The organism is Hydrogenophaga sp. FG152 (assembly GCF_057809615.1).
Window position 1 is genome coordinate 116,911 of the sequence record NZ_JBMDKH010000006.1, and the last position, 23,146, is coordinate 140,056.

A 23,146-nucleotide genomic window follows, 5' to 3' on the forward strand; every position below is an offset into this window, starting at 1 on the left:
CGGCTCACTTGGCCGGAATGGCGGCGTCCGCGTGGCCGCCATCGTGCTGCGCGGCCTTCGCCTTCGAATGGGACTTGTCGCGCGAGAGCAGCGTGTACATGGTGGGCACCACGAAGATGGTGAGCAGCGTGCCCACGCTCATGCCGCCCACGATCACCCAACCGATCTGCTGCCGGCTCTCGGCCCCCGCGCCGGACGCCAGCGCCAGCGGAATGGCGCCCAGCACCATGGCGCCCGTGGTCATCAGAATCGGGCGCAGGCGCAGCGCGGCCGACTGCCTGACGGCCTCGAACTTCTCCAGCCCCTGGTCGCGCAGCTGGTTGGAGAACTCCACAATCAGGATGCCGTGCTTGGTGATCAGCCCCACCAGCGTGATGAGCCCGATCTGGCTGAACACGTTGATCGTGCCCCCGGTCAGCTTGAGCGCGAGCAGCGCGCCCATCATGGACAGCGGCACGCTGAGCATGATGATGAAGGGATCGACAAAGCTCTCGAACTGCGCCGCCAGCACCAGGTAGATGAACAGCAGCGAGAGCGCGAAGACGATGGCCAGCGAACCCGAGGCGTTGCGGAACTCGCGGCTCTGGCCGTTCAGGTCGGTGGTGTAGCCGGCGGGTAGCACCTCGCGCGCGGTCTTGTCCATGAACTGCAGCGCTTCGCCCAGCGCGTAGTCGGGTGCCAGGTTGGCGGTGATGGACGCGCTGCGGCGCTGGCCAAAATGGTTGAGCTCGCGCGGCACCACCACCTCGCTGATCTTCACCAGCGAGGCCAGGGGGATCATGGCGTCGTTGCGCCCGCGCACGAACAGGCGATCGATGTCCTCCGGCGTGCTGCGGTTGCCCGAGACCGTCTGCACCACCACGTCGTACTGCTCGCCGTCGCGCTTGTAGCGGGTGACGATGCGGCCACCCAACATGGTCTCGACCGTGCGCGCGATGGCGTCCACGTTCACGCCCATGTCGGCCGCGCGCTCGCGGTCCACGTCCATGCGGATCTCGGGCTTGTTCAGGCGAAGGTCGGTGTCGATCTGCACCAGGCCCGGATTCTTGCTCAGCTCGTCCTGGAAGCGGCGCACGGTCTGAGCCAGGTTCTCGTAGCTGTCGGAGGTGACGATCACGTAGTTGATGGGGCGCTCGCGAAAGCCCTGCCCGAGCGAGGGCGGTGTGATCGGGAAGGCGCTGATGCCGGGCAACGACGCCAGGCGCGGCGTGATCTCGCGCGCGATGCGCTGCGTGGAGCGATCGCGCTCTTCCCAGGGCAGCGCGCGCATGAACACCACGCCCTGCGCCACCGAGGGGTTGCCCACGTTGACGAAGATGCGGTCGAACTCGGGGTAGTCCTGGGCAATGTTCTCGATCGCCTCGGCGTACCGTCGGGTGTAGGCCAGCGTGGCGCCGTCGGGGCCGTTGATGTTGGCCAGGATCACACCGCGGTCTTCGATGGGCGCCAGCTCCTGGCGCATGGTCTGCAGCATCCACGCGCTGGCCAGCGCGCTGCCGGCCATCACCGCAACCACCAGCCAGCGCACCCGCAACGAGGCGGCCAACACCTGGCTGAAGCCACGCGTGATGGCGTTGAGCACGCGCTCCATGCCGCGGTCGAACCGGCCCGGGTTCGGGTTGTGCCGCAGCAGCTTGGAACACAGCATGGGTGAGAGCGTGAGCGCCACGAAGCCCGAGACCACCACAGCGCCGGCCAGCGCCAGTGCGAATTCGGCAAACAGGCGGCCGGTGCGGCCGGGCGTGAAGGCCAGCGGCGCGTACACCGCTGCCAGCGTGAGCGTCATCGCCACGATCGCAAAACCGATCTCGCGCGCACCCTGGATCGCCGCGTCGAACGGCTTCATACCGGCCTCGATGTGCCGGTAGATGTTCTCCAGCATCACGATGGCGTCGTCCACCACCAGGCCGATGGCCAGCACCAGGGCCAGCAGCGTGAGCGTGTTGATGGAGAAACCGAACATCGCCATCAGCGCGAACGCGCCGATCAGGCTGACCGGAATGGTCAAGAGCGGAATGATGGAGGCGCGCAGCGTGCGCAGGAACACGAAGATGACCAGCGCCACCAGCACCACGGCTTCGGCGATGGTGGTGTAGACCGCCTTGATCGAGCGGTCGATGAAGACCGAGTTGTCGTTGGCGATGTCCACGTTCACGCCCGCCGGCAGATCCTGCTTGACCTTCTCCAGCATCTGCCGCACGGCGGCCGAGAGCTCCAGCGGGTTGGCGGTCGCCTGCCGGATCACGCCGAGCGAGACCGCGTCGCGGCCATTGAGCCGCACCGAGGTGCGTTCGTCCTGCGGCGCCTGCACCACCCGCGCGACGTCGGCGATGCGGATGGTCTGGCCGTTGACGTTGCGGATCGCCACCGCCGAAAACTGTTCAGGCGTCTGCAGGTCGGTGGCGGCGGTCACGTTGAACTCGCGCAGCGTGCTCTCGATGCGGCCGGCCGGCACTTCCAGGTTGGAGCGGCGCAGCGCGTCTTCCACGTCCTGCACGGTCAGCGCGTAGGCGGCCAGGCGGTCCGGGTCCATCCAGATGCGCATGGAATAGCGGCGCTCGCCGTATACCCGCACCTCGGCCGCGCCGGGCGCCGTCTGCAGCACCGGCTTGGCCAGGCGGTTGGCGAAATCGCTGAGCTGCAGCGCGCTGTGCGTGTCAGAGGTAAGGGCCAGCCAGATCACCGGCGAGGCATCGGCCTCCACCTTGGCGATCACCGGCTCGTCCACGTCCTGCGGCAGGCGCTGGCGCACGCGGCTGACTTTGTCGCGCACGTCGGCGGCGGCCGAGTCGGGGTCGCGCTCGAGCTTGAAGCGCACCGTGATCTGGCTCTGCTCCTGGCGGCTGATCGAGGTGATCACGTCCAGCCCCTCGATGCCCGCGAGCGAGTCTTCCAGTGGCTTGGTGACCTGCGATTCGATCACCTCGCTGGACGCCCCGCCAAAGCGCGTGGAGACCGTGACGGTGGGCTCATCGATCTTGGGGTACTCGCGCACCGTCAGGCCGTTGAACGACACGATGCCCACCAGCAGGATGAGCAGGGACAGCACCGAGGCGAACACCGGGCGCCGGATCGAGATCTCTGGCAGTTGCATGCGAGTTCCCGAGGGTTCAGCGCGCCGGCGCCGGGGCCGTTTCAGCGGCGGCAAGCGCAGCCATGTTCACGACCCGCACCGCAGTGCCATCGCGCTGCAGCCGCTGCTGGCCTGCGATCACCACGGTGTCACCCTGCCGCAGGCCGCTGACCACCTCGACATCCGACCCCCGGCGCGCGCCCAGGGCCACTTCCACCCGGCGCGAGTGGCGCTTCTTCGCGTCGCCCTCGCCCTGTTCGTCGAGCACGTAGGCGTACTGCTTGCCGGCCTGGGGCACCAGGGCTTCCTCAGGCACCACCAGCGCGCGCTCGTTGACCGAGAAAACGATCAGCACGCGCGCGAACATGCCTGGGCGCAGCACGTTGTCGGCCGCGGGCGGCATGACGGCCCGCACGGAAATGGAGCGGCCATTGGCGTCGAGCAATGGGTCCACGGCCAGCACCTTGGCTTCGAACGAGCGGCTCGGCAAGGCATCGAGCTGCACCTGCACCACCTGGCCCGGGGCAAGCTGGGCCTGGTAGCGCTCCGGCAAGCGGAAGTCCACCGTGAGCATGGACGTGTCCTCGAGGTTCACGAGGTTGTCGCCGTCCTTCACGTAGGCGCCCAGGTTGATGCTGCGCAGGCCCACGGTGCCCGCGAACGGGGCGGTGATGCGCATGCGCTGCAGCCGCGCGTCGGCCAGCGCCACCTGGGCTTCGGCCACCTGCAGGTTGGCCTGGCTTTCCTCCACCACGCGCTGGGCCACGAAGTTCTGCGCCACCAGCTCCTGGTTGCGCTTGAGGTTGGCGCGCGCGATGGACAGCTGGGCCTGTGCCTGGCTCAATTCGGCGCGCTGCAAGGTGTCGTCGAGTTGCACCAGCAACTGGCCCGCCTTGACCCGGGCGCCGTCCGCGAAGACGATCCGGGCCACCCGGCCACTGGTCTCGGGCTTGAGCGTCACGCTCTGGCGGGAGCGCAGGGTGCCCACGGCCTGGGCGTCGTCCTGCAGCCGGATGGCCTTCACCCGCGTCACCTCCACGCCGGGTGCGCCACCGGCCGCTGTACCGGAAGCGCCCGGTCCGGCGCCGGCCACAGGCGGGGTTGTGGTATCCCGGTTCTGCAGCCACCAGGCCGCACCGGAGGCCAGACCGATGCCAACGACGGCCACCACCACGTAAAGCGCTTTGTTCGCCATGGATTCCACTGCCGGGGGGAAAGGACGCCCTACCCCCATGGGGTATGGCACAGATCGTTGAAACGAAATGTAGCAGTGGGTGAGCTCCGCCGGTGACGGGATTTCCCCTGTAGGACTCAGGCCGGCACGCCCCGGTTGGCCAGGGCGTCGGCCCGTTCGTTGCCCGGGTCGCCGGCATGGCCCCTGACCCAGTGCCATTCGATCTGGTGGGGGCCGGCGTGCACCAGGCCATCGAGCTTGCGCCAGAGGTCGGCGTTCTTCACCGGCTGCTTGGCCGCCGTGACCCAGCCCTTGCGTTTCCAGCCATGGATCCATTCGGTGATGCCCTGGCGCACGTACTGGCTGTCAAGGTACAACGAGACCCGGCAAGGGCGCTTGAGCGCCGCCAGGCCTTCGATCACCGCGGTGAGTTCCATGCGGTTGTTGGTGGTTTCTCGCTCGCCGCCCCACAACTCCTTCTCGAAACCCTCTGACTTGAGGTACACGCCCCAGCCGCCAGGCCCGGGGTTGCCCTTGCAGGCACCGTCGGTGTAGATCACCACGTGGTTCAAAAAAAGCTCCTGAATGCAAAAAGGGAACAAGGCGCGGCGGCGTCAGTGCCGGTGGGTCACCGGCACTGGGGCGGCCGAGGTGGCGCGCCTGGGCTTCCAGGCCGGGCCCAGCAGGCGCATGCCGCGCACGCGCTTGACCGCCACCACGAAATACACCGCGCCAAAAATGGGCCACCAGCGGGCACCCGCGCGGTCCAGCCAGGCATAGCGTTGCAACCAGGTGTCGGTGCGCATCGCCGGGCGGTAGCAGCCAAAGCGGTCCGACTCTACTTCAAAACTGAGCAGTCTCAGCCAGTCGCGCAGGCGCCAGGGACCGATGAAATCCCCTGCTTCAGGCAGGTACAGGCTGGAGGCGCTGAAGGCGTTGAGACCCAGCCGGGCGCAGAACCGGCCGCGCCCCTGGCGCAGGCCCCACAGGCTCGCGGGGTTGAAGCCCGAAATCACCACCCGACCTTCGGGCACCAGCACGCGCTCCACTTCGCGCAGCACGTGGTGCGGGTCGGCGCTGAACTCCAGCGTGTGGGGCAGCACCACCAGGTCCAGGCTGGCCTCGGGGAACGGAAGGGCTGCCGCGTCGGTGATCAGGGCCACGCGCGGGGCGCTGTCTTCAGCCCCGGTCTGCAACACCTCGGGCAGGGCCAGCCAGCGGTGCGGCATGCGGTTGGCTTGTAAGCCCGCCAATTCGGGCAAACCGAGCTGCAAGGCGTTGTAGCCAAAGACATCGGCCACCGCCAAGTCGAACTGAGCCTGCTCCCACGCCAGCAGGTACTGGCCGGGAGCGGTCGAAAACCAATCGGTCAACCCTATAATTTTTGCGGTCATGTGCGGTGGGGCCGAAGCCGGTTCGGGCAGGAAGTCTGCGACACTGCAAACCACCGGGAAGGCCAGCCCCGCACTCTACACGCCCTACCCGACATCCGCCCCATGCACCTCATTCCCATCCCGGCCTTCAGCGACAACTACATCTGGGCCCTGCACGACGGCGCCCAGGCGCTGGTTGTGGACCCTGGCGAAGCCGCGGGCGTGACCCGGTGGCTGGAACAGGAAGGCCTGCGGCTGGACACCATCCTGATCACCCATCATCACGCCGACCACACCGGTGGCGTGGCCGAACTGCGCGAGGCCACCGGCGCGCGCGTGATCGGCCCGGCCTTCGAGCCCATGCCCGAACCGCTGCTGCGCGTCGGCGAAGGCGAGTCGGTGGCGGTGCTCGGCCTGCGCTTCGAGGTGATCGAGGTGCCGGGGCACACCGCCGGCCACATCGCCTACTACACGCCCGCCATGGATGGCGCCCCGCTGCTGTTCTGTGGCGACACGCTGTTCTCGGGCGGCTGTGGCCGCCTGTTCGAGGGCACGCCCGCCCAGATGCTGGACTCCCTCACCCGGCTGGCCGCCCTGCCCGCCTCCACCCGCGTGTGCTGCACCCACGAGTACACGCTGTCCAATCTCAAGTTCGCGCAGGCGGTGGAGCCCGGCAATGCCGAGTTGGCGGCCTACACCGCCCACTGCCAGGCGCAACGCGCACAGAACTTTCCCACGCTGCCCAGCTCCATCGGGCTGGAAAAACAGATCAATCCTTTCTTGCGCACCGGCGAAACCGCCGTCGTGCGCTCCGCCCAGGCCCACGAGCCGGGCATTGCCACCGATGCCGTGTCGGTTTTCGCCACGCTTCGCGAATGGAAAAACGTTTTCAGATGACCCCTGCCTTCCCGACCGCCCTTCCCGCTCCCGCCTGTGCACCCCTGTCCGCCGGCCCCGCCCGCCGCTGGCTGACGCTGGCCGGCACGGCCCTGGTGCTGCTCGTGTCCGGCTGTGCCACCACGGCGCTGCCCGAGGCCGGCAGTGGCACCACCGGCACGCCCAGCGCCACACCCCCCGTCAGCGCCAGTGCGCCGCGCCTGCCCTCGTACCGCCTGCCCAGCGATGTGCCCCTGAGCACCATCGGCACGGCCGAAACCGCCCTCCCCAGCGTGGCGACGCTGGACGCCCCGGCCGACCTCTGGGACCGCATCCGCCGTGGCTTCGCCATGCCCGACCTCGAAGGCGACCTGGTGCGCGACCGGGAGCAGTGGTACGCCACCCGACCCGACTACATGCAGCGCATGACGGAGCGCTCCAGCCGCTACCTGTTCCACATCGTGGAGGAGATCGAGCGCCGCAACATGCCCATGGAGCTGGCCCTGCTGCCCTTCATCGAAAGCGCCTTCAATCCGCAGGCCGTCTCCAGCGCGCGCGCCGCCGGCATGTGGCAGTTCATGCCCGCCACCGGCCAGTCGTTCGACCTCAAGCAGAACGCCTTCCGCGACGATCGGCGCGATGTGCTCGCCTCCACGCGGGCCGCGCTCGACTACCTGCAGCAGCTGTACGGCCGCTTCGGCGACTGGCACCTGGCGCTGGCGGCGTACAACTGGGGCCAGGGCAACGTCAACCGCGCCATCACCAACAACCAGCGCCTGGGCAAGCCCACCGGCTATACCGACCTCAACATGCCGGCGGAAACGCGCCTGTACGTGCCCAAGCTGCAGGCGGTGGAGAACATCCTGGCACGGCCGGAGGCCTATAACACCACCCTGCCCCTGATCGGCAACCACCCCTTCTTCGACACCGTCGCGCTGGAGCGCGACATGGATGTCGCCCTCATCGCCCGCCTGGCCGAGGTCGCGGAAAAAGACTTCCGCGCGCTCAACCCCTCGCTGCGCCAACCCATCGTGATGGCCGCCGGCACGCCCCATGTGTTGCTGCCCTGGGACAACGCGTTGATCTTCCAGCGCAACCTGCAAGCCTACACCGGCCCCCTGGCCAGCTGGACGGCCTGGGTCGTGCCCACCACCATGTCCGTGGCCCAGGCCGCGGACCGGGCGGGCATGAGCGAAGCCGAGCTGCGCGCGGTCAACAACATTCCGCCGCGCATGCAGGTGCGCGCCGGCTCCAGCCTGCTCGTGCCACGCACCGACAAGCGCAACGGCGATGTGCCGGTGCACGTGGCCGACAACGGCCAGATCAGCTTCCAGCCGGAGGTCATCCTCAAGCGCACCACCGTCAGGGCGCGCAAGGGCGAGAACCTGACGCGCCTGGCCCAGCGCTATGGCGTGAGCCCGGTGAGCGTGGCGGGCTGGAACAAACTGGCCGTGAACGCAGCACTCAAACCGGGCCAGCGCATCACCCTCATGCTGCCGCAGCGGGTCGCGGTCGCCAAGGCCGCCTCACCGAGCAAGGCCCCTGCCAAGAAGTCGGCCACGGCCACGCCGGCGCGCAAGGCCTCGCCCACCGCGAGCAAGCCGGTGAAGACCAAGTCCAAGACCGCCACCAGCGCGAGCAAGACGCGCGTGGCGTCCAGCGGCAAGTCCGACAAGAAGAACTGAGCGACCGGGCGCTCGCGCCAGGATCAGGCCCGGAACCGGGCCTTGGCCTTGCGCGCGAAGTCGTTGGTGAAGGTGAGCGCCAGATCCACACGCTGCAGCGAGCCGGGCTCCTCGAACTGCGCCAACATGCGCGCCGCCGTGGCCGGCCCGGTCTCGGGCATCATGCCGTCGACCGTCCAGGCCTCGCGCACGCGGGCGAAGGCCGCCAGGTACAGCGCACGGTCACCCTGAAAGTAGCGCTCGGGCACCACCTTGATGATGTCGGATGGACCCGCGGTCTGCAGCCATTTGAGCGCGTGCACCATCGCATCGGCCATCGCCTGACTGGCCTTGGGGTACTGCGTCAGAAAGCTCCCCGGCGCGCACAGACAGCCGGAAGGCAAGGGACCGCCAAAGACCTCAGCCGTGCCGCGCGTGCTGCGCGTGTCGGCCACCACCTTGAGCGCACCCATCTGCTCCAGTTGCGTCACGGTCGGGTCGGTGTAGCTGATCGCATCGAGCTCACCGCGGCGAAACGCCTGAACCGCCGCCGCGGCATTCGCCAACGGCACGTAGCGCACATCGGCAGCGCGCAGCCCGACCTTGCCCAGCACCAGGCTCGCCACGCGGTGCGAGGCCGCACTCGTGGCCATCACGCCCACGCGGCGGCCGCGCAAGTCGGCCACCCCGCCGCTGTGGCCCATGGTCTCCAGCGACACCCCCACCACCACCTGCGGCGCTCGCCCCTGCAACACGAAGGACTGGAGGTTCTGGCCGCGCGCCTGCAGTGCGATCGTGTTCGGGTACGGACCGGACAGCACATGGGCCGCACCGCTCTGCAAGGCGTGCAGCGACTGGGCCACATCGGGAAACTCGCGCACCTCCACATCGATACCTTCCTGGGCAAAGTACCCGAGGCGTTCCGCGATGGTCAGTGGGAGGTAGCAGAACGAGGAGCGGCTATCGACCGCAATCGCCAGTTTGGGCGCACCGGGTCGAGGTGTGGGTGGCGCCGCAGAGGCCGGCGCCGGCTGCGCGCGCAAGGACGGTACGGCGACCGACGCCACGCTCAACGCACAGACACGTCCCCAGTTTCGGCGACTCCACATGACCCGGTTTCCTCTCTCGGCACATTCTTTGGATGAGCCTTGAGACTAGGGGGCGGGCCGCAAACCCGCATCAGGACCAATCCCGAGCGGGTTTGTACCGAGCAATTGCAAGCTGATGTAACGACGTCGAACGCAAGCGCGCGTCAAACGAAAAGGATCGCGAGATTGACGATCAGCGCCAGGGTCCACGCGAGGCTGCGCGCCGTGGCGAGGTTGGCCACGTACATCATGATGTAGAGCACCCGCAGCACGACAAACAGAAAGGCGAGAACGTCCAGGCGAACCTGTGAAGCGCCGAGCTGGTGCGCGATGATCACGGCGCCAATGAAGAACGGCAGCGCCTCGAAACTGTTGGCCTGCGCGGCGTTCGCGCGGGCCCGCCAGTCGCTCTGGCGCGCCAGCCATTCGCGCGGGTGCTGGTTGTCGAAACCACCATCGCGGCGCGGCTTGGAGAACGTGCCCGATTTGGCGAGCCACGCGCAACCGATCGGCAACAGCGATGCCACCACCACCGCCCAATACGCCACGGTCAATCCTGCCAATTTCATGATGAAGCGCTTTCGAGAAGAAATGGCGCCGGGTCAGCGCCGGTCCACCAAGGCATGGGCAATCGTGCCCAGGTCCACGTACTCCAGCTCGCTGCCCACCGGCACACCCCGGGCCAGGCGGGTCACCTGCACATCCGTGCGGCCCTTAAGCGCCTGTGCGATCACGTGGGCCGTGGTCTCACCTTCGGCTGTGAAGTTCGTGGCCAGGATGACCTCGCGCACCTCGGGCTCCCCTTGTTCGGCGGGCGCGCTGATGCGGTCAAAGAGTTTCTGCAGACCGATGTCGCGCGGGCCCACGCCATCGAGCGGGCTGAGCTTGCCCATGAGCACGAAGAACAGGCCTTTGTAGGCACCGGTGCGCTCCATCGCTGCCTGATCGGCGGGTGTCTCCACCACGCAAAGCTGGCTGCGGTCGCGCCGGGGATCGCGGCAGGTGGGGCAGATGTCGTCTTCGGTGAAGGTGTGGCACAGGCTGCAGTGCTTCACCGAGCTGGCCGCGCGCTCCAGCGCGCGGGCGAGCTGCACAGCGCCGTCGCGGTCGTGCTGAAGCAGGTGGAAGGCCATGCGCTGCGCCGACTTCACTCCCACGCCGGGCAGGCGGCGCAACGCCTGCACCAGCAGTTCGAGCGAATGGTTTTCAGCCATCGGTGAGCGAAGGGGCCCGCGCGATGGGGATCAGAACGGGAACTTCATGCCGCCCGGCAGACCGGGCATGCCGGCCGTGAGCTTGCCCATCTTCTCGGCGGAGGTTTCTTCGGCCTTGCGCACCGCGGCGTTGAACGCGGCGGCCACGAGGTCTTCCAGCATGTCCTTGTCGTCGGCCAGCAGGCTGGGGTCGATGGTGACGCGCTTGACGTCGTGCTTGCAGGTCATGAGCACCTTCACCAGGCCCGCGCCCGATTCGCCCGTGACCTCGATGAAGGCCAGCTCGTCCTGGGCTTTCTTCAGGTTGTCCTGCATGGCCTGGGCCTGCTTCATGAGGCCGGCGAGTTGTCCTTTGTTGAACATGGTCTTCCTAACGTTCCGAGTGAAAAAAGAAAAGAGGCTCAGGCCGTGGTGATGGCCTTGAGGGTACCGGGCACGATTTTGCCGCCAAAGTCGCGCATCATGGTCTGGACGAAGGGGTCGTTCAGGATGTGCGCCTCGGCCTCGCGCTGGCGGCGCGCCGCTTCCGCCGCCACGCGGCGCGCGGGCGAGTCCGAAACGCTGCCGATCTCGACCGAGAGGCGCACCTCGTGGCCGATGGTCTTCAGCGCCGTGGCCAGGCGTTCGCGCGTATTGCCCTGGTTGAGCGAGCTGCGCTCCACGCGCAGCATCCACTGGTCCGTGTCGCGCGCGATCAGTTGCGATTGCAAGCCCAGTTCGCGCACCAGCGCGGTGATGGCTTCCGCGCGCACGAGCTGCATTACCGTCTCGAACCAGAAATCGCCTTCGACGCTGCCCCCGGGCGCGGCGGGCAACACAGTTTGTGTGCCGTGTTCGTCGCGGGCCTGTGGCTGATCTGCAGGGCCGGGTTCACCGGCATCGCGCACCGGGATGGCCATGACACGGGGTGGCGCCGGTTCGGCCTCTTCCCAGGGTGGACCATCGTCCTCGGGCCAGGGCGCATCGTCCACCGGCTCGGCGGGCATCTGCGGCGCGGCGGCGGGTGCCGACACAGCCATCGCAGAGGGCTGCGGCGCCCTCACGGGCGCGCGTGGAGCAACGGCCGGCGGCGGGTTCACCACCGGCAAATGCACCATCGGCACCGGCGTGGGCGCCAACGCAGCCGCGGGTGCAGCCACCTCCGCGACGGGCGCTTCAGCCGTTTTCAGTGTTTTTTTTTCCGCCGCGGCGCTGACAGCGGCCGTGTTGGCGGGTTTGAAGGCCATCAGCCGCAGCAGCACCATGGTGAGCGCGGCGTACTCGTCGGGGGCCAGGCCCAGCTCGGCGCGCCCGTGCAGGCACAGGCTGTAGAGCAGTTGCGTCTCGTCGGCCGGCAGGCTTTGCGCCAGCCGCGCGATCTGCGCTTCATCGGGGTCGTCCAGGCCTTCGGCCTGGGCGCGGTCGGGCACGGCCTGCAGCACGGCCATGCGCTGCAGCACGCCGGTCATCTCCTCCAGCGTGGACGCGGCGTTCAGGCCATTCACGCGCAGCGCGTCCACGGTATCGACCACCGTGGCGCCATCGGCGCGGGCCAGCGCATCGATCAGGCGCAGCACATAGGAGCGGTCCACCGCGCCCAGCATCTGGCGCACCGTGACCTCCTGCAACTGCCCGCCGCCAAAGGCAATCGCCTGGTCGGTGAGCGAGAGCGCGTCGCGCATGGAGCCGCGAGCGGCGCGAGACAGCAGGCGCAGCGCCTGCACCTCAGCAGGCACGTTTTCGGCTTGCAACACCTGTTGCAAATGCTCCAGCACGGTTTCGGGCGCCATGGGACGCAGGTTGAACTGCAGGCAGCGCGACAGCACGGTCACCGGCACCTTCTGCGGGTCCGTCGTGGCCAGCACGAACTTGAGGTACTCGGGCGGCTCCTCCAGCGTCTTCAACATGGCGTTGAACGCCGTGTTGGTCAGCATGTGCACCTCGTCGATCATGAAGACCTTGAAGCGCCCCTGCACCGGCTTGTAGACCGCCTGCTCCAGCAGGGCCTGAACTTCGTCCACGCCCCGGTTGGAAGCGGCATCGAGCTCGGTGTAATCGACGAAACGGCCACTGTCGATGTCGGTGCAGGCCTGGCACACGCCGCAAGGCTCGGCGGTGATGCCGCCCTGCCCGTCGGCACCCAGGCAGTTGAGCGACTTGGCCAGGATGCGCGAGACCGTGGTCTTGCCCACGCCACGCGTCCCGGTAAACAGGTAGGCGTGGTGCAGGCGCTGGGTCGTCAAGGCATTCGAGAGCGCTTGCACCACATGGCCCTGCCCCACCATTTCGGTGAAATTGCGCGGGCGGTATTTGCGGGCCAGGACGACATAGGACATGGCGACGATTCTAAGCGGCGGGGTATTGCAAGGCGATCCGGCATCGGCACACCCCATCGCCTACAATCGACCTCGACGGGCCTTCCCGCATGGTGAAGCGGCCAACCGGGTCAGGTGGGGAACCAAGCAGCCCTAACTGTGAATCCAGTGCCGGGGTCAAGGCTCGTCACCTTCTTCTCTTCCCACCATGTCCGTGCGCGATCCCGCCTCCATTGCCAGCTGGCATGCCCACGTGTATTTTGGTGCGGACACGCGCGATGCCGCCTGGGCTTTGCGCGAAGTCATCGCCGCCGAACTCGCCGCCCACGTGCAGATCGGGCGCTTCCATGAAAAACCGGTCGGGCCGCACCCGGCCTGGACCTACCAGGTGGCTTTCGATGCCGACGAGTTCGCTCACGTGGTGAGCTGGCTCGCCCTGAACCACGCTGCGCTGGATGTGCTCATCCACCCCAACACAGGCGACGCGCTGAGCGATCACCGCGACGGCGCGCTGTGGCTGGGCAAGTCCTATCCCTTGAACCTGCAGGCCCTGGTGGACTGAACGGCCGGCGATGAACCCCTGGATCCTGCTCGGGCTGGCCATTGCCGCCGAAGTCGTCGGCACCTCCGCCTTGAAGGCCAGCGAGGGCTTCAGCAAGCTCTGGCCTTCGGCGATCGTCTTGGTGTCCTACGGCGCGGCGTTCTACCTGCTGTCGCTGACCTTGCGCACCATTCCCGTGGGCATCGCCTACGCCGTCTGGTCGGGCGTGGGCGTGGTGCTCATCGCATTGATCGGCTGGCTGGTGTTCGGCCAGAAGCTCGATGCCGCCGGCATGCTGGGCATGGGCCTGATCGTGGCGGGCGTCCTGGTGCTCAACCTGCTCTCGAAAAGCTCGGCCCACTGAATCAGGTGGCCAGCCAGTGGCGCACGCCCTCACCGGCCGCCACCCCACTGGCCAGGCAGGCCGTCAGCAGATAGCCCCCGGTGGGCGCTTCCCAGTCGAGCATTTCGCCTGCACAGAACAGGCCCGGTCGCGACCGCACCATCAGGCCATCGTCCAGCCCCTCCCAGCGCACGCCACCGGCGCTGCTGATGGCTTCGTCGATGGGCCGCGTGGCGACCAGCGTGATGGGCAAGGTCTTGAGCGCGGTGGCCAGTCGGGCAGGCTCGTGCATCGCGTCCTTGCTCAGCAATTCGTTGACGATGGCCATCTTGATGCCCTCCAGGCCGAGCCGGCTCTTGAGGTGGCTCGAGAGGCTGCGCGATCCGCGCGGATGCGCGACCTGGGCCAGCACCTGTTCGGCCGTGCGGTCGGGCAGCAGGTCCAGTTCGAACGTGGCCCGGCCCTCGCGCGCGATCTGATCGCGCAACTGGCCCGACATGGCATAGATCAGGCTGCCTTCGACACCGGTGGCCGTGGCGACGAATTCGCCCTTGCGCTGAAAACCGTTCGCCAGGCTGTCCGTGAACCGCACGGCCACCGACTTGAAAGGCTGGCCCGCGAAACGCTCCAGGAAGAAAGGGCTCCAGCCGCCCGCCACGTCGAAGCCGCAGTTGCTGGGCTGCAGCGGCGCCACGTCAACGCCCTCGGCTTGCAGCCGGGGCACCCAGGCACCGTCGGAGCCCAGGCGCGCCCAGCTCGCACCGCCCAGCGCAAGCACGGTGGCGCGAGACTGCACCCGCAGCGGCTCCTGCGGTGTGTCGAACACCAGGGCTGTGCCGTCCCAGCCGGTCCAGCGGTGGCGCATGTGGAAGCCCACTGGCGTGCCACCGGCCTCGGGATGGCGCAGCCGGTGCAGCCAGGCTCGAAGCAGCGGCGCGGCCTTCATGTCGGTGGGAAAGACGCGCTGGGAGCTGCCCACGAACGTGCTGATGCCCAGGCCGGTGGCCCAGTCGCGCACGGCCTGCGGCCCGAAGGTCTCGAGCAGCGGGCGCAGCCGGCCTGCCTGCGCGCCGTAGCGGCCCACGAAGGCCGGCAGCGCCTCGGCGTGCGTGAGGTTCATGCCGCCCTTGCCCGCGAGCAGGAACTTTCGGCCCACCGAAGGCATGGCGTCGAACAGGTGCACATTGAGGCCGGCGCGGCCCATGACTTCGGCGGCCATCAGGCCGGCGGGACCACCGCCGATGACGGCCACATCGACTGGCAGAAAAGAATTCGAATCGGTCATGAAGAACTTGATGCAGCGGCCAGCTCGATGAGCCGGCCCTGAGCGTTGATGAAGGCCAGCCGCACGGTTTCGCCCGGCCGGGCCTGCGCCAGGGCCTGGCGGTAGCCCTCCATCTGCGCGAGCAGCTCGGGCTGGCGCTCGGGGTGGGCGGCGCTCTTGTAGTCCAGCACCCACCAGTCGCCGCTGTCGCGGCGGCGCACCAGGCGGTCCAGCCGCAGCAACTCGCCCTGGTGAAAAAGCTCGACCTCGTTGCCCCAGTGGTTGAGCGCCTCCGCGTCCCAGGCCCAGGCGGCCTCGCCGCTCACGATGCGTTGGGCCATGGCGAGCACATCGCGCGCCTGGGCTGGGTCGAGCGCGAACTCGCGCGCCACGGCCTGCGTGTGTTCGGGTGCCCAATCGAAACCCTGGGCCGGCGTGGGCCGCCACTCCAGCAGGCGGTGCAGCGCCAGGCCAATGCGGTTGGCGGTGTCGTCCACGGGCAGTGCGACTTCCGCATTCACCACGGCGGCGGTCTCCACTGTCAGAGGAGGCAAGCTCGGCAGGTGGAAGACCTGGGCTTGCACCGAAGGGGTGCCATCGGCGTCCGCCGCGGGCAACGGTGCCTCCAGCGGCGCGGCCAACGGCTGCAAGCGTGCGTACCAGGTGGTGGTGCCGCGCTTGTGCGGTTCAAAGCTGGAGATCACCAACCGCGACTCGGCGCGCGTCAGGGCCACATAGAGGGCGTTGAGTTCCTCCAGCGAGCGCGCCTGCTGCTCCTGCTGCAAGGCCTCCACCGCGCAGGCTGGTGGCGATTTTTCGCTGGCCAGGAACACGAAGCGGCGGGGCAGCGGGTCTTCGCCCGGCCAGTCCACCAGCACGCCCATGCTCTCGGGCCGGGCGGAGCCGGAATCGGTGTCGAGCATCAGCACGGTGTGGGCTTCCAGGCCCTTGGCCCCGTGGATGGTGAGCAGGCGCACAGCCCCGGGCGTCTGCACCGCGGTGGCCTTGATGCCACCCGCCTTGAGCGCGCGCACGAAGCGGTACGGGGTGAGGAAGCGGCCGCCATCCTGCGCGAGCGACTGGGTCAGCAGATCGCGCAGTTGGGCGAGCACGGCGGCGCGCTGGCTCGCTGGCACGGCTTGCGCGAAGCGCGCGAGCACGTCCCCATGGTCGTAGAGAGCCGACAGCGCGTCATGAGGCGGCAGGCTGAGCAGCCAGCCCCGGTAGAGCGCGAGGCGCTGCGCGGTGTCCTGGAGCCGCGCAGCCTGCACCGGGGTGGGGGCGGCCGCCGCTTGTTCATCGGCGGGCATGGCGCCGAAACGCTGCAGCACCTCCCACCACGAAGGCCGAGGGGCTGGTGAGCTCGCGCCATCGGTGCGCGGCGGCGTCCAGCGCTGGCGCAGGCGCGCGAGCTGGGCCAGGTCGTCGTCGTTCCAGCCACACAGCGGCGACTTGAGGGCCCGCGCCAGGCTCAGGTCGTGCCGGGTCGAGACCAGGGCGTCCAGCAACGCCACCACGTCCTGCACCGCGGGCGCTTCGCCGAGCTCCAGTTTTTCGGGTTGTTCGCTGGCCAGGCCGCGTTCGAGCAGCGCCTCGTGCATCCAGGCCAGGCGCTCGCGGCGGCGCGACAGCACCATGATGTCGTCGGGCAGCAGGCGCCCGTCGGCCACCTCGGTGGCGATCCAGTCGGCGGCCTGCCCGGCTTCCAGCGCGGCCAGGCTGTCTTCGGGCAGCACGCGCGGCGTGGTCAGGCTGTCGCGCCACACGGGCTCGCCATCGTTCCCCGTCTGGCTTCGCTCCAGCAGGCTGCGTGGCAGCTGCGGCAGACACAACACCTCGCCTTGCGCGTTGCTTTCGGTGGTGTGGGGACGGTAGTCGCTGCCGTATTCGCCGGCCTGCACCGCCGCCCCCATGGCGGCGTTGAGCGCGTCCACCACCGCAGGCGCACAGCGGCGCGTGTGATCGCAACTGAGCAGCGCACCGGCCAGGCCTTGCACCACGAAGGCCTGCGCCGCCTTGAACACCTGCGGCTCGGCACGGCGAAAGCGGTAGATCGATTGCTTGGGGTCGCCGACCAGGAACACGCAGGGCGCCTCGCCCGGGCCTGCGCCCGCATAGGCCGAGAGCCAGCCGTAGAGGGCCTGCCATTGCAGCGGGTTGGTGTCCTGGAATTCGTCGATCAGCACGTGGCGCACGCGCGCGTCCAGCCGCTGCTGGAGCCAACCCGAGAGCTCGGCATCGCCCAGCAGGCGACGCGCCGCACCCTCCACGTCGTTCATGTCGACCCAGCCGCGTTCGCGCTTGAAAGCGGCAAAGCTCGTGAGCAACACGCGGGCCAGGCGCGAGAGGCGCTGGTGGTGCAACCAGGCGCGGTGCTGGCGCATGGCTTCGAGCGTTCGCAGCGCCAGTTGCTGCGCGGCGCGCACGGCCTCGATGCCGGTGAGCTTGTCGCTGAACTTGCGCGGCTCGTCCTTCTGCGTGAGCAAGGCCGTGAGCGCACCCGTGCCATCGGCCTGGCCCAGCGCCTGCTCCAGCTCGACGCCCTTGGCGGAGAAGGTCGGCGCGCTCGCGCGCCCCAGGGCGTGAGCGGCTTCGCGCAGCAGCGTGACGGCGCGGGCGTCCTGCACCAGCCATTGCGCCGGCTCGTCGAAACCCGCGAACTCCGGGTAGCGCTGCGCCATCGGATCGACCGATGCCTCGACCACACCCGCCGCATCGGCCAGCGCGAACTCCACGCGCTTGTCGAGCGTCTTCTTCAGCGCCACCAATGTCTGGTGGCGGCCATGTTCGGCCACGCTGGCCATGAAGTCCTCTCGCTCGACGGGACTGGCGGCGAGCGCCGCGTAGAAACGCGGCCAGACCTGGGCCACCGCGCGCGCGTCGTCTTCGAGCAACTCGTACTGCACCGGCAACTGCAGTTCCTGCAGCACCGACAACGGTGCTCCGCGCAGCAACGCGGCAAACCAGCTGTGGAAGGTGCGCACCTGAACGGGACGACCGATGGCGGTGACGCGCGCACGCAGGCCTCGGGCCTCGGGCACGCGCCGCCGGGCATCGGGCTCGCTCAGACCACGCGCGCGCAACTCATTGGCCAAGGCATCGTCGGCCAGCGTGGCCCAGCGGCGCAGCTCGGTGTTGAGCCGGTCGCGCATTTCACCGGCCGCCTTCTTGGTGAAGGTAATCGCCAGGATGTCCTGCGGCGCACAGCCGTCGAGCATCGCGCGCAGGATGCGCGAGACCAGCATCCAGGTCTTGCCGGCGCCGGCACAGGCTTCCACGGCAATGCTGCGCGCGGGATCGCAGGCCAACGCATAGAAGGCTTCGCGCGCGGCAGGCGCGCCGTTGATGCGGTAGGCGGGTGCCGTCATGCGGGCGTCCAGAAATCTTTGCGGCACAGGCCCCGTGCGGCGCAAAAGTCGCACACGCGGCCTTCGCCGAGCGCTGGCATGGGCTGGCCGGCGGCCACGCGCGCCATGTCGTGCGCAAGGCCGGCCTGCAGGTGCTCACGCGCCATCAGCACGTCCGGTTGCTCCACGAGCCAGGTGGGGCCGTCCTTGCCGCTGTCGCCGCGTTTGTCGGTGATGCTGAGGTAGGCGGCGCGCAGGTTGTCGTCGGGCAGCAGGGCCGCGTAGAAGGCCAGCTGGGTGTCTTCCAGTGGTTCTTTCACGCGGTCGTGGGTCTTGCTGCGGCTTTCGGTCTTGTAGTCGATCACGAAAGGGATCGGTCCTTCGGGGCTGTGCTGCGCATCGATGCGGTCCAGCTTGCCGTAGAGCTTCCAGGGTCCTGCGTTCGCGACGCGTTCGGCCTCGGCCTGGACGAAGCGCGGGCCCGGCCGCTCGTCGGTGGCTTCGAAACCGGCCAGCCAGTCCAGATAGCCCTCGCGCAACGCGGGCCACACCGCCTGGTAAGGCAGGAAACCAGCCCCACCCTCGCCCGCGTTCAAGCCCATGGCGGTGGCGGTCTCGTCGGCCAGCCGGTCGAGCCAGGCCTGGTCCACCTCGCGTCCCGGGCGGGTGTCGCCGCGCTGTTCATGGAAGGTGCGCAACACCGCATGCAACCAGTTGCCCATGTCGCGCTGATCCGGCTCGGCTTCGAGCTCGGCGGCCTCGACCAGGCGCAGCTGGCGCAGCGCGAAGAAACGGTAGGGGCAATCGCGCAAGTCCTGGTAGGCGCTGGCCGAGAGCGACTCGGGCAACACATCGCTGGCGGAAGGCGTGGGCCTCGGTTGGGTCGCTGGCGTGAGCGGGCGCAGGTCACGTGGATCCATCCCTGGTTGCACCGGCAACACCTGCACCCAGGCACTCGGCAGCACGGCCTCGCCGCGCTCCTGCGTGCGCCACAGCAGATCCAGACGCGGCAAGGCGAGCGTGGCCCGCCAGGCACTGGCCGCGGCCTGGGCCAAGGCCTCACGGGACGGCAGGCCCAGCAACTCGCGCTGCGCCGTCGTCCAGTCGCCGGGTGGCTCGGGGCTGGGACTCAGGTGCGTCTCGTCGCAACCCGGCACCACGGTGGCGGCGAAAGACCGCCCCAGCAACTGCGCCATCGGCAGCACCACCACGGCCGCGTCGCCCGCGCTGCGGGGCATGAAGCTCGCCCCCTCCAGCACATCGCGCACCCAGGCGGTGAAGGCGCTGAGGGACAGGCGCGCACCACCGCGCGTGGACCCGTCCACCGCCTGGGTCACGCCGGCCAGCTCCATGGCCGCGCCTTCGCCCAGGCGCAAGGTCTGCACCAGTTGTTGTCCGGCGGGATCGCTCTCGAACGAAGCCCACAGGCCACTGGCCTTGAGCGCCGCGGCCAGGTCGCCCAGCCACATCGTCAAGGGCCGTCCCGCCTGCAAGCCCTCGAGCCAGGCGGGCAGGCCTTCGGGAATCACCACGGCAAGCCGCTCATGCTGCAGCGCGGCCTTCCAGCGCGACACACCCGCTTCGCGCGCGAGCTGTTCCAGTTGCTGCACCTGTGCCTCTGGCCAGGCCTTGGCCTGCTTGAGCAGGTCCAGCACATCGTCCATCGAGGCGCGCGCATCGACCGCGCGCAGCACGCTCATGAGTTGTGCGGCCGCGTGGGTGGTGGAGAGCTTCCAACCGGTCTCGTCGCGCACCGACACACCCACACGATGCAGCATGGCGCTGACACGCCGGGTGAGCAGCCGGTCGTTGGCCACCAACGCCACCGGCACGTGTCCGTGATTGACCTGCGCGATCACACAGGCGGCTGCGCGCTGGGCTTCGTCTTCCGCGTCGCCGCAGGCGTGCAAACCCGGCACACCGCTGGCGCCATCCATTTCGCCCAGCGACAACACCAGCGATTGTTCGCCCCAACGCGCGGCCAAGGCCATGGCCAACGGGTCTTCCTGAAAGCCCTGCAGCACCACCAACAGATCGGCATGAGCACCGGGCTGCGCCATCGGCGCCCACAGCACATCGGTGGCATAGGCGGAGGTGCTCACCCAGGTCAGCGCCAGCGTGGCCAACAGCCCCTCCCAGTACAACGAGGAAGCGGCGGGCGCCAGCGACGCGCGCAGTGGTTCGGCCCAGGCCAGCCGTTCCTCGGGCGGCACCGCGGCGGCCAACGGGGCCAACTGTCGCGCGGCCTCCACAAGGCGACCCACCATGATGGCGCGCAAGGCGGCATCGGCACGCGTGGGCGCCACGCGTTCGATCAGGGCCGCGGCCATCAGGCTGTCGCGCGCCATGTCCATGCTCAGATCGCCCGGACCCGGCAGGAAGGGCCGCAGGCTGGCGGCCCAGTTGCGGCTGGATTCGAAACGCGGGGCAAACCCGCTCGGGTGCGACGCGGCCCAGGCCTTGCGCCCGGCGTCCATCAACTGGGCGTAGGGCACCAGCACCACCACACGGCTGGCGGGCACGGCACGGTCCTGCATGGCCTGATCGATGTGCGCGATCCAGCGCGCCCATTGGCGCATCGATGGATGGCCCTCCCCCGCGGCCGGCGAACCGGCCTCTCGGATCGAGCTTACAGGCGTCATGGAAATGGGTGTTTCTGTCACAATGATGCGGACCGTGCGCTCAGAGGGTGTGAGAACACCTTGAACTGCTGGCATGTGACCCAAACTGTAACCCCTCCCCGTTCAACGACTTTTAGGATGAATCATGGCCAGCGACCTGATCAAACACGTTTCCGATGCCAGCTTCCAGGCTGATGTGCTGGAGGCCGGAGCGCCGGTGCTGGTGGACTTCTGGGCCGAGTGGTGCGGTCCTTGCAAGATGATTGCGCCGATCCTCGATGAAGTGGCCGGCTCGTACAACGGCAAGCTCAAGATCGCCAAGCTCAACGTGGACGACAACCGCGACGTGCCCGCCAAGTTCGGCATCCGCGGCATCCCCACGCTGATGCTGTTCAAGGATGGCCAGTTGGCCGCCACCAAGGTCGGCGCCGTGAGCAAGGCGCAGCTCACCGCCTTCATCGACCAGCAACTGGCCTGATGCCTAGCTGAAGGGTGCCCGGGTGCAACGCCCGGGCACGGTTTCCCCGGCCCCCTATTTCCTGTCATAATTTGCGCCAGCGGGCCTGACAGACGCCCGCCCTTCTTTCCGCGCACCGTCCGCCATCCGGACGCCGGCGCCCCCTCCCCCGGTTTTGACTCAACTCCCTTCGGAGTGAATTCCATGCACCTTAACGAACTCAAGGCACTGCACGTGTCTGAAGTCCTCAAGCAGGCCGAAGCGCTTGAGATCGAAAACCCTGGCCGCATGCGCAAGCAGGAGCTGATGTTCGCCATCATCAAGAAGCGCGCCAAGGGCGGTGAACTGGTGTATGCGGACGGCGTGCTGGAAGTGCTGCCCGACGGTTTCGGCTTCCTGCGGGCCCCGGACACGAGCTACACGGCGAGCACCGACGACATCTACATCTCGCCCAGCCAGATCCGCCGCTTCAACCTGCACACCGGCGACATGATTGAAGGCGAGGTGCGCATCCCCAAAGATGGCGAACGTTACTTCGCCCTCAACAAGCTCGACAAGATCAACAGCCTGCCCCCCGAGGACAACAAGCACAAGATCATGTTCGAGAACCTGACGCCCCTGTTCCCCAAGGAACAGATGCGACTGGAACGCGACATCAAGAGCGAAGAGAACATCACCGGCCGTGTGATCGACATCATCGCCCCCATCGGCCGCGGCCAGCGCGCGCTGATCGTGGCCCCGCCCAAGAGCGGCAAGACGGTGATGATGCAGCACCTGTGCCACGCCATCACGGCCAACCACCCCGAGGTGGTGCTCATGGTGCTGCTGGTCGACGAGCGCCCCGAGGAAGTGACCGAGATGCAGCGCACCGTGCGCGGCGAGGTCATCGCCTCCACGTTCGATGAACCGGCCGCCCGCCACGTGCACGTGGCCGAGATGGTGATCGAGCGCGCCAAGCGCCTGGTGGAGCTGGGCAAGGACGTCGTGATCATGCTCGACTCCATCACCCGCCTGGCCCGTGCCTACAACAACGTGCTGCCCTCCAGCGGCAAGGTGCTCACCGGCGGCGTGGACGCCAACGCCCTGCAGCGGCCCAAGCGTTTCTTCGGCGCGGCCCGCAAGATCGAAGAAGGTGGTTCGCTGACCATCATCGCCACGGCCCTGGTCGACACCGGCAGCCGGATGGACGAAGTGATCTTTGAAGAATTCAAGGGCACCGGCAACTGCGAAATCCACCTGGACCGCCGCCTGTACGAAAAACGCGTGTTCCCCTCGATCCAGCTCAACCGCAGCGGCACGCGCCGCGAGGAATTGCTGCTTCAGCCGGAAATTCTGCAAAAAACCCGCATCCTGCGCCAATTCATGTACAACATGGACGAAATCGAGGCGATGGAGATGGTGCTCAAGAGCATGAAATCGACCAAGAACAACTCCGAATTCTTCGACATGATGCGTCGGGGCGGTTAAGGCTATAATCCGAGGCTTTGCTATTTGCGGCAAGTACAACGAAACGGTTTCGTTGCGGCTGCGGCACCTGAACTGAAAGAAACGCCATGAAAGACGGTATCCACCCCAACTACCGCGAGGTCTGCTTCCAGGACCTCTCCAACGGTTTCAAATTCGTGACCCGCTCCTGCGCGAACACGAAAGAGACCATCAAGATGGAAGACGGCCGCGAGCTGCCGCTGTACAAGCTGGACACCTCCAGCGAGTCGCACCCCTTCTACACCGGCACGCAGAAAAGCGTGGACAACATGGGTGGCCGCGTCGAGCGCTTCCGCAACCGTTACGCCAAGACCGCCAAGTAAGCGGCGTGT

The 23,146-nt window shown here is 68.0% G+C and carries 19 protein-coding genes and 1 other RNA gene; 8 read left to right on the forward strand and 12 right to left on the reverse strand.

Annotation, left to right across the window (positions count from 1 at the left end):
• Window positions 1–4: 4 nt before the first annotated feature.
• The 4 genes from ACODTB_RS09275 to ACODTB_RS09290 form a co-directional block, all read right to left on the reverse strand.
• The gene (locus tag ACODTB_RS09275) at window positions 5–3,094 is read right to left on the reverse strand and encodes an efflux RND transporter permease subunit (RefSeq protein ID WP_291120809.1); all 3,090 of its coding nucleotides are present in this window, start codon (window positions 3,092–3,094) and stop codon (window positions 5–7) included.
• A 16-nt stretch (window positions 3,095–3,110) separates the two neighbouring features.
• Window positions 3,111–4,268, reverse strand: a complete 1,158-nt coding sequence (locus ACODTB_RS09280; RefSeq protein WP_291120807.1) for an efflux RND transporter periplasmic adaptor subunit — start codon at window positions 4,266–4,268, stop codon at window positions 3,111–3,113.
• A 116-nt stretch (window positions 4,269–4,384) separates the two neighbouring features.
• On the reverse strand, window positions 4,385–4,819 hold the full coding sequence (gene rnhA / locus ACODTB_RS09285) for a ribonuclease HI (RefSeq protein WP_291120805.1): 435 nt from the start codon (window positions 4,817–4,819) through the stop codon (window positions 4,385–4,387).
• A 42-nt stretch (window positions 4,820–4,861) separates the two neighbouring features.
• The gene (locus tag ACODTB_RS09290; protein WP_291120803.1) at window positions 4,862–5,641 is read right to left on the reverse strand and encodes a class I SAM-dependent methyltransferase; all 780 of its coding nucleotides are present in this window, start codon (window positions 5,639–5,641) and stop codon (window positions 4,862–4,864) included.
• A gap of 102 nt (window positions 5,642–5,743) precedes the next feature.
• Between ACODTB_RS09290 and gloB the strand changes: the two genes are divergently transcribed.
• Both gloB and ACODTB_RS09300 read left to right on the forward strand, forming a co-directional pair.
• Window positions 5,744–6,517 carry a hydroxyacylglutathione hydrolase gene (gene gloB / locus ACODTB_RS09295; protein WP_291120802.1) on the forward strand — a complete coding sequence of 258 codons (774 nt, stop codon included), beginning with the start codon at window positions 5,744–5,746 and terminating at the stop codon, window positions 6,515–6,517.
• Window positions 6,514–8,181 carry a transglycosylase SLT domain-containing protein gene (locus tag ACODTB_RS09300; RefSeq protein WP_291120801.1) on the forward strand — a complete coding sequence of 556 codons (1,668 nt, stop codon included), beginning with the start codon at window positions 6,514–6,516 and terminating at the stop codon, window positions 8,179–8,181. Before gloB ends, ACODTB_RS09300 begins: the two co-directional genes overlap by 4 nt.
• Before the next feature lie 23 nt (window positions 8,182–8,204).
• On the opposite strand, the gene ACODTB_RS09305 is transcribed toward ACODTB_RS09300, so the two are convergent.
• The 5 genes from ACODTB_RS09305 to dnaX all read right to left on the reverse strand — a co-directional run bounded on the left by ACODTB_RS09305 (window position 8,205) and on the right by dnaX (window position 12,777).
• Window positions 8,205–9,269: an ABC transporter substrate-binding protein gene (locus tag ACODTB_RS09305; RefSeq protein WP_291120799.1), complete on the reverse strand. Its 1,065-nt coding sequence runs from the start codon at window positions 9,267–9,269 to the stop codon at window positions 8,205–8,207.
• Window positions 9,270–9,412: 143 nt separating this feature from the next.
• A complete protein-coding gene (locus ACODTB_RS09310; protein WP_291120797.1) occupies window positions 9,413–9,817 on the reverse strand; it encodes an MAPEG family protein in 405 nt (134 codons plus the stop codon).
• Between the two features lie 33 nt (window positions 9,818–9,850).
• Entirely contained in the window at window positions 9,851–10,462 is a 612-nt protein-coding gene (recR, locus tag ACODTB_RS09315) for a recombination mediator RecR (RefSeq protein ID WP_488929259.1), read from the reverse strand.
• Between the two features lie 30 nt (window positions 10,463–10,492).
• Window positions 10,493–10,825 (reverse strand): YbaB/EbfC family nucleoid-associated protein, encoded by a 333-nt coding sequence (locus ACODTB_RS09320; protein WP_066266019.1) that lies wholly within the window; start codon window positions 10,823–10,825, stop codon window positions 10,493–10,495.
• 38 nt (window positions 10,826–10,863) lie between these two features.
• A complete protein-coding gene (gene dnaX, locus ACODTB_RS09325; protein ID WP_291120791.1) occupies window positions 10,864–12,777 on the reverse strand; it encodes a DNA polymerase III subunit gamma/tau in 1,914 nt (637 codons plus the stop codon).
• A 74-nt stretch (window positions 12,778–12,851) separates the two neighbouring features.
• On the opposite strand from dnaX, the gene ffs reads away from it, so the two are divergent.
• The 3 genes from ffs (at window position 12,852) to ACODTB_RS09340 (ending at window position 13,661) form a co-directional block, all read left to right on the forward strand.
• Window positions 12,852–12,948, forward strand: an RNA gene (gene ffs / locus ACODTB_RS09330) — signal recognition particle sRNA small type.
• A 16-nt stretch (window positions 12,949–12,964) separates the two neighbouring features.
• A complete protein-coding gene (locus tag ACODTB_RS09335) occupies window positions 12,965–13,318 on the forward strand; it encodes a DOPA 4,5-dioxygenase family protein (RefSeq protein WP_291120790.1) in 354 nt (117 codons plus the stop codon).
• Window positions 13,319–13,328: 10 nt separating this feature from the next.
• On the forward strand, window positions 13,329–13,661 hold the full coding sequence (locus ACODTB_RS09340; RefSeq protein ID WP_291120788.1) for an SMR family transporter: 333 nt from the start codon (window positions 13,329–13,331) through the stop codon (window positions 13,659–13,661).
• 1 nt (window position 13,662) lies between these two features.
• Here ACODTB_RS09340 and ACODTB_RS09345 read toward each other — a convergent pair whose 3' ends face one another.
• Genes ACODTB_RS09345 through ACODTB_RS09355 form a run of 3 tightly spaced genes read right to left on the reverse strand, consistent with a single transcriptional unit; the run spans window position 13,663 to window position 20,893 of the window.
• On the reverse strand, window positions 13,663–14,925 hold the full coding sequence (locus ACODTB_RS09345) for a TIGR03862 family flavoprotein (RefSeq protein WP_291120787.1): 1,263 nt from the start codon (window positions 14,923–14,925) through the stop codon (window positions 13,663–13,665).
• Window positions 14,922–18,272, reverse strand: a complete 3,351-nt coding sequence (locus ACODTB_RS09350) for a UvrD-helicase domain-containing protein (protein WP_291120785.1) — start codon at window positions 18,270–18,272, stop codon at window positions 14,922–14,924. Before ACODTB_RS09350 ends, ACODTB_RS09345 begins: the two co-directional genes overlap by 4 nt.
• Window positions 18,269–20,893, reverse strand: coding sequence for a PD-(D/E)XK nuclease family protein (locus tag ACODTB_RS09355; RefSeq protein WP_488929260.1), 2,625 nt, complete (start codon window positions 20,891–20,893; stop codon window positions 18,269–18,271). The genes ACODTB_RS09350 and ACODTB_RS09355 overlap by 4 nt, the downstream gene beginning before the upstream one ends.
• Before the next feature lie 124 nt (window positions 20,894–21,017).
• Here ACODTB_RS09355 and trxA point away from each other — a divergent pair, with 124 nt between their 5' ends.
• The 3 genes from trxA to ACODTB_RS09370 all read left to right on the forward strand — a co-directional run bounded on the left by trxA (window position 21,018) and on the right by ACODTB_RS09370 (window position 23,137).
• Window positions 21,018–21,350: a thioredoxin TrxA gene (trxA, locus tag ACODTB_RS09360; protein ID WP_291120781.1), complete on the forward strand. Its 333-nt coding sequence runs from the start codon at window positions 21,018–21,020 to the stop codon at window positions 21,348–21,350.
• A 183-nt stretch (window positions 21,351–21,533) separates the two neighbouring features.
• Window positions 21,534–22,796: a transcription termination factor Rho gene (gene rho, locus ACODTB_RS09365; protein ID WP_159594444.1), complete on the forward strand. Its 1,263-nt coding sequence runs from the start codon at window positions 21,534–21,536 to the stop codon at window positions 22,794–22,796.
• An 86-nt stretch (window positions 22,797–22,882) separates the two neighbouring features.
• Window positions 22,883–23,137, forward strand: a complete 255-nt coding sequence (locus ACODTB_RS09370; protein WP_382157412.1) for a type B 50S ribosomal protein L31 — start codon at window positions 22,883–22,885, stop codon at window positions 23,135–23,137.
• Window positions 23,138–23,146 lie beyond the last annotated feature (9 nt).

What these genes read in the sequence shown, in the direction of transcription:
- ACODTB_RS09275 (WP_291120809.1), bottom strand. Translation starts at nt 3,094, where the DNA reads ATGCAACTGCCAGAGATCTCGATCCGGCGCCCGGTGTTCGCCTCGGTG.
- ACODTB_RS09280 (WP_291120807.1), bottom strand. Translation starts at nt 4,268, where the DNA reads ATGGCGAACAAAGCGCTTTACGTGGTGGTGGCCGTCGTTGGCATCGGT.
- ACODTB_RS09290 (WP_291120803.1), bottom strand. Translation starts at nt 5,641, where the DNA reads ATGACCGCAAAAATTATAGGGTTGACCGATTGGTTTTCGACCGCTCCC.
- gloB (WP_291120802.1), top strand. Translation starts at nt 5,744, where the DNA reads ATGCACCTCATTCCCATCCCGGCCTTCAGCGACAACTACATCTGGGCC.
- ACODTB_RS09300 (WP_291120801.1), top strand. Translation starts at nt 6,514, where the DNA reads ATGACCCCTGCCTTCCCGACCGCCCTTCCCGCTCCCGCCTGTGCACCC.
- ACODTB_RS09305 (WP_291120799.1), bottom strand. Translation starts at nt 9,269, where the DNA reads ATGTGGAGTCGCCGAAACTGGGGACGTGTCTGTGCGTTGAGCGTGGCG.
- ACODTB_RS09310 (WP_291120797.1), bottom strand. Translation starts at nt 9,817, where the DNA reads ATGAAATTGGCAGGATTGACCGTGGCGTATTGGGCGGTGGTGGTGGCA.
- recR (WP_488929259.1), bottom strand. Translation starts at nt 10,462, where the DNA reads ATGGCTGAAAACCATTCGCTCGAACTGCTGGTGCAGGCGTTGCGCCGC.
- ACODTB_RS09320 (WP_066266019.1), bottom strand. Translation starts at nt 10,825, where the DNA reads ATGTTCAACAAAGGACAACTCGCCGGCCTCATGAAGCAGGCCCAGGCC.
- dnaX (WP_291120791.1), bottom strand. Translation starts at nt 12,777, where the DNA reads ATGTCCTATGTCGTCCTGGCCCGCAAATACCGCCCGCGCAATTTCACC.
- ACODTB_RS09335 (WP_291120790.1), top strand. Translation starts at nt 12,965, where the DNA reads ATGTCCGTGCGCGATCCCGCCTCCATTGCCAGCTGGCATGCCCACGTG.
- ACODTB_RS09340 (WP_291120788.1), top strand. Translation starts at nt 13,329, where the DNA reads ATGAACCCCTGGATCCTGCTCGGGCTGGCCATTGCCGCCGAAGTCGTC.
- ACODTB_RS09345 (WP_291120787.1), bottom strand. Translation starts at nt 14,925, where the DNA reads ATGACCGATTCGAATTCTTTTCTGCCAGTCGATGTGGCCGTCATCGGC.
- ACODTB_RS09350 (WP_291120785.1), bottom strand. Translation starts at nt 18,272, where the DNA reads ATGACGGCACCCGCCTACCGCATCAACGGCGCGCCTGCCGCGCGCGAA.
- ACODTB_RS09355 (WP_488929260.1), bottom strand. Translation starts at nt 20,893, where the DNA reads ATGACGCCTGTAAGCTCGATCCGAGAGGCCGGTTCGCCGGCCGCGGGG.
- trxA (WP_291120781.1), top strand. Translation starts at nt 21,018, where the DNA reads ATGGCCAGCGACCTGATCAAACACGTTTCCGATGCCAGCTTCCAGGCT.
- rho (WP_159594444.1), top strand. Translation starts at nt 21,534, where the DNA reads ATGCACCTTAACGAACTCAAGGCACTGCACGTGTCTGAAGTCCTCAAG.
- ACODTB_RS09370 (WP_382157412.1), top strand. Translation starts at nt 22,883, where the DNA reads ATGAAAGACGGTATCCACCCCAACTACCGCGAGGTCTGCTTCCAGGAC.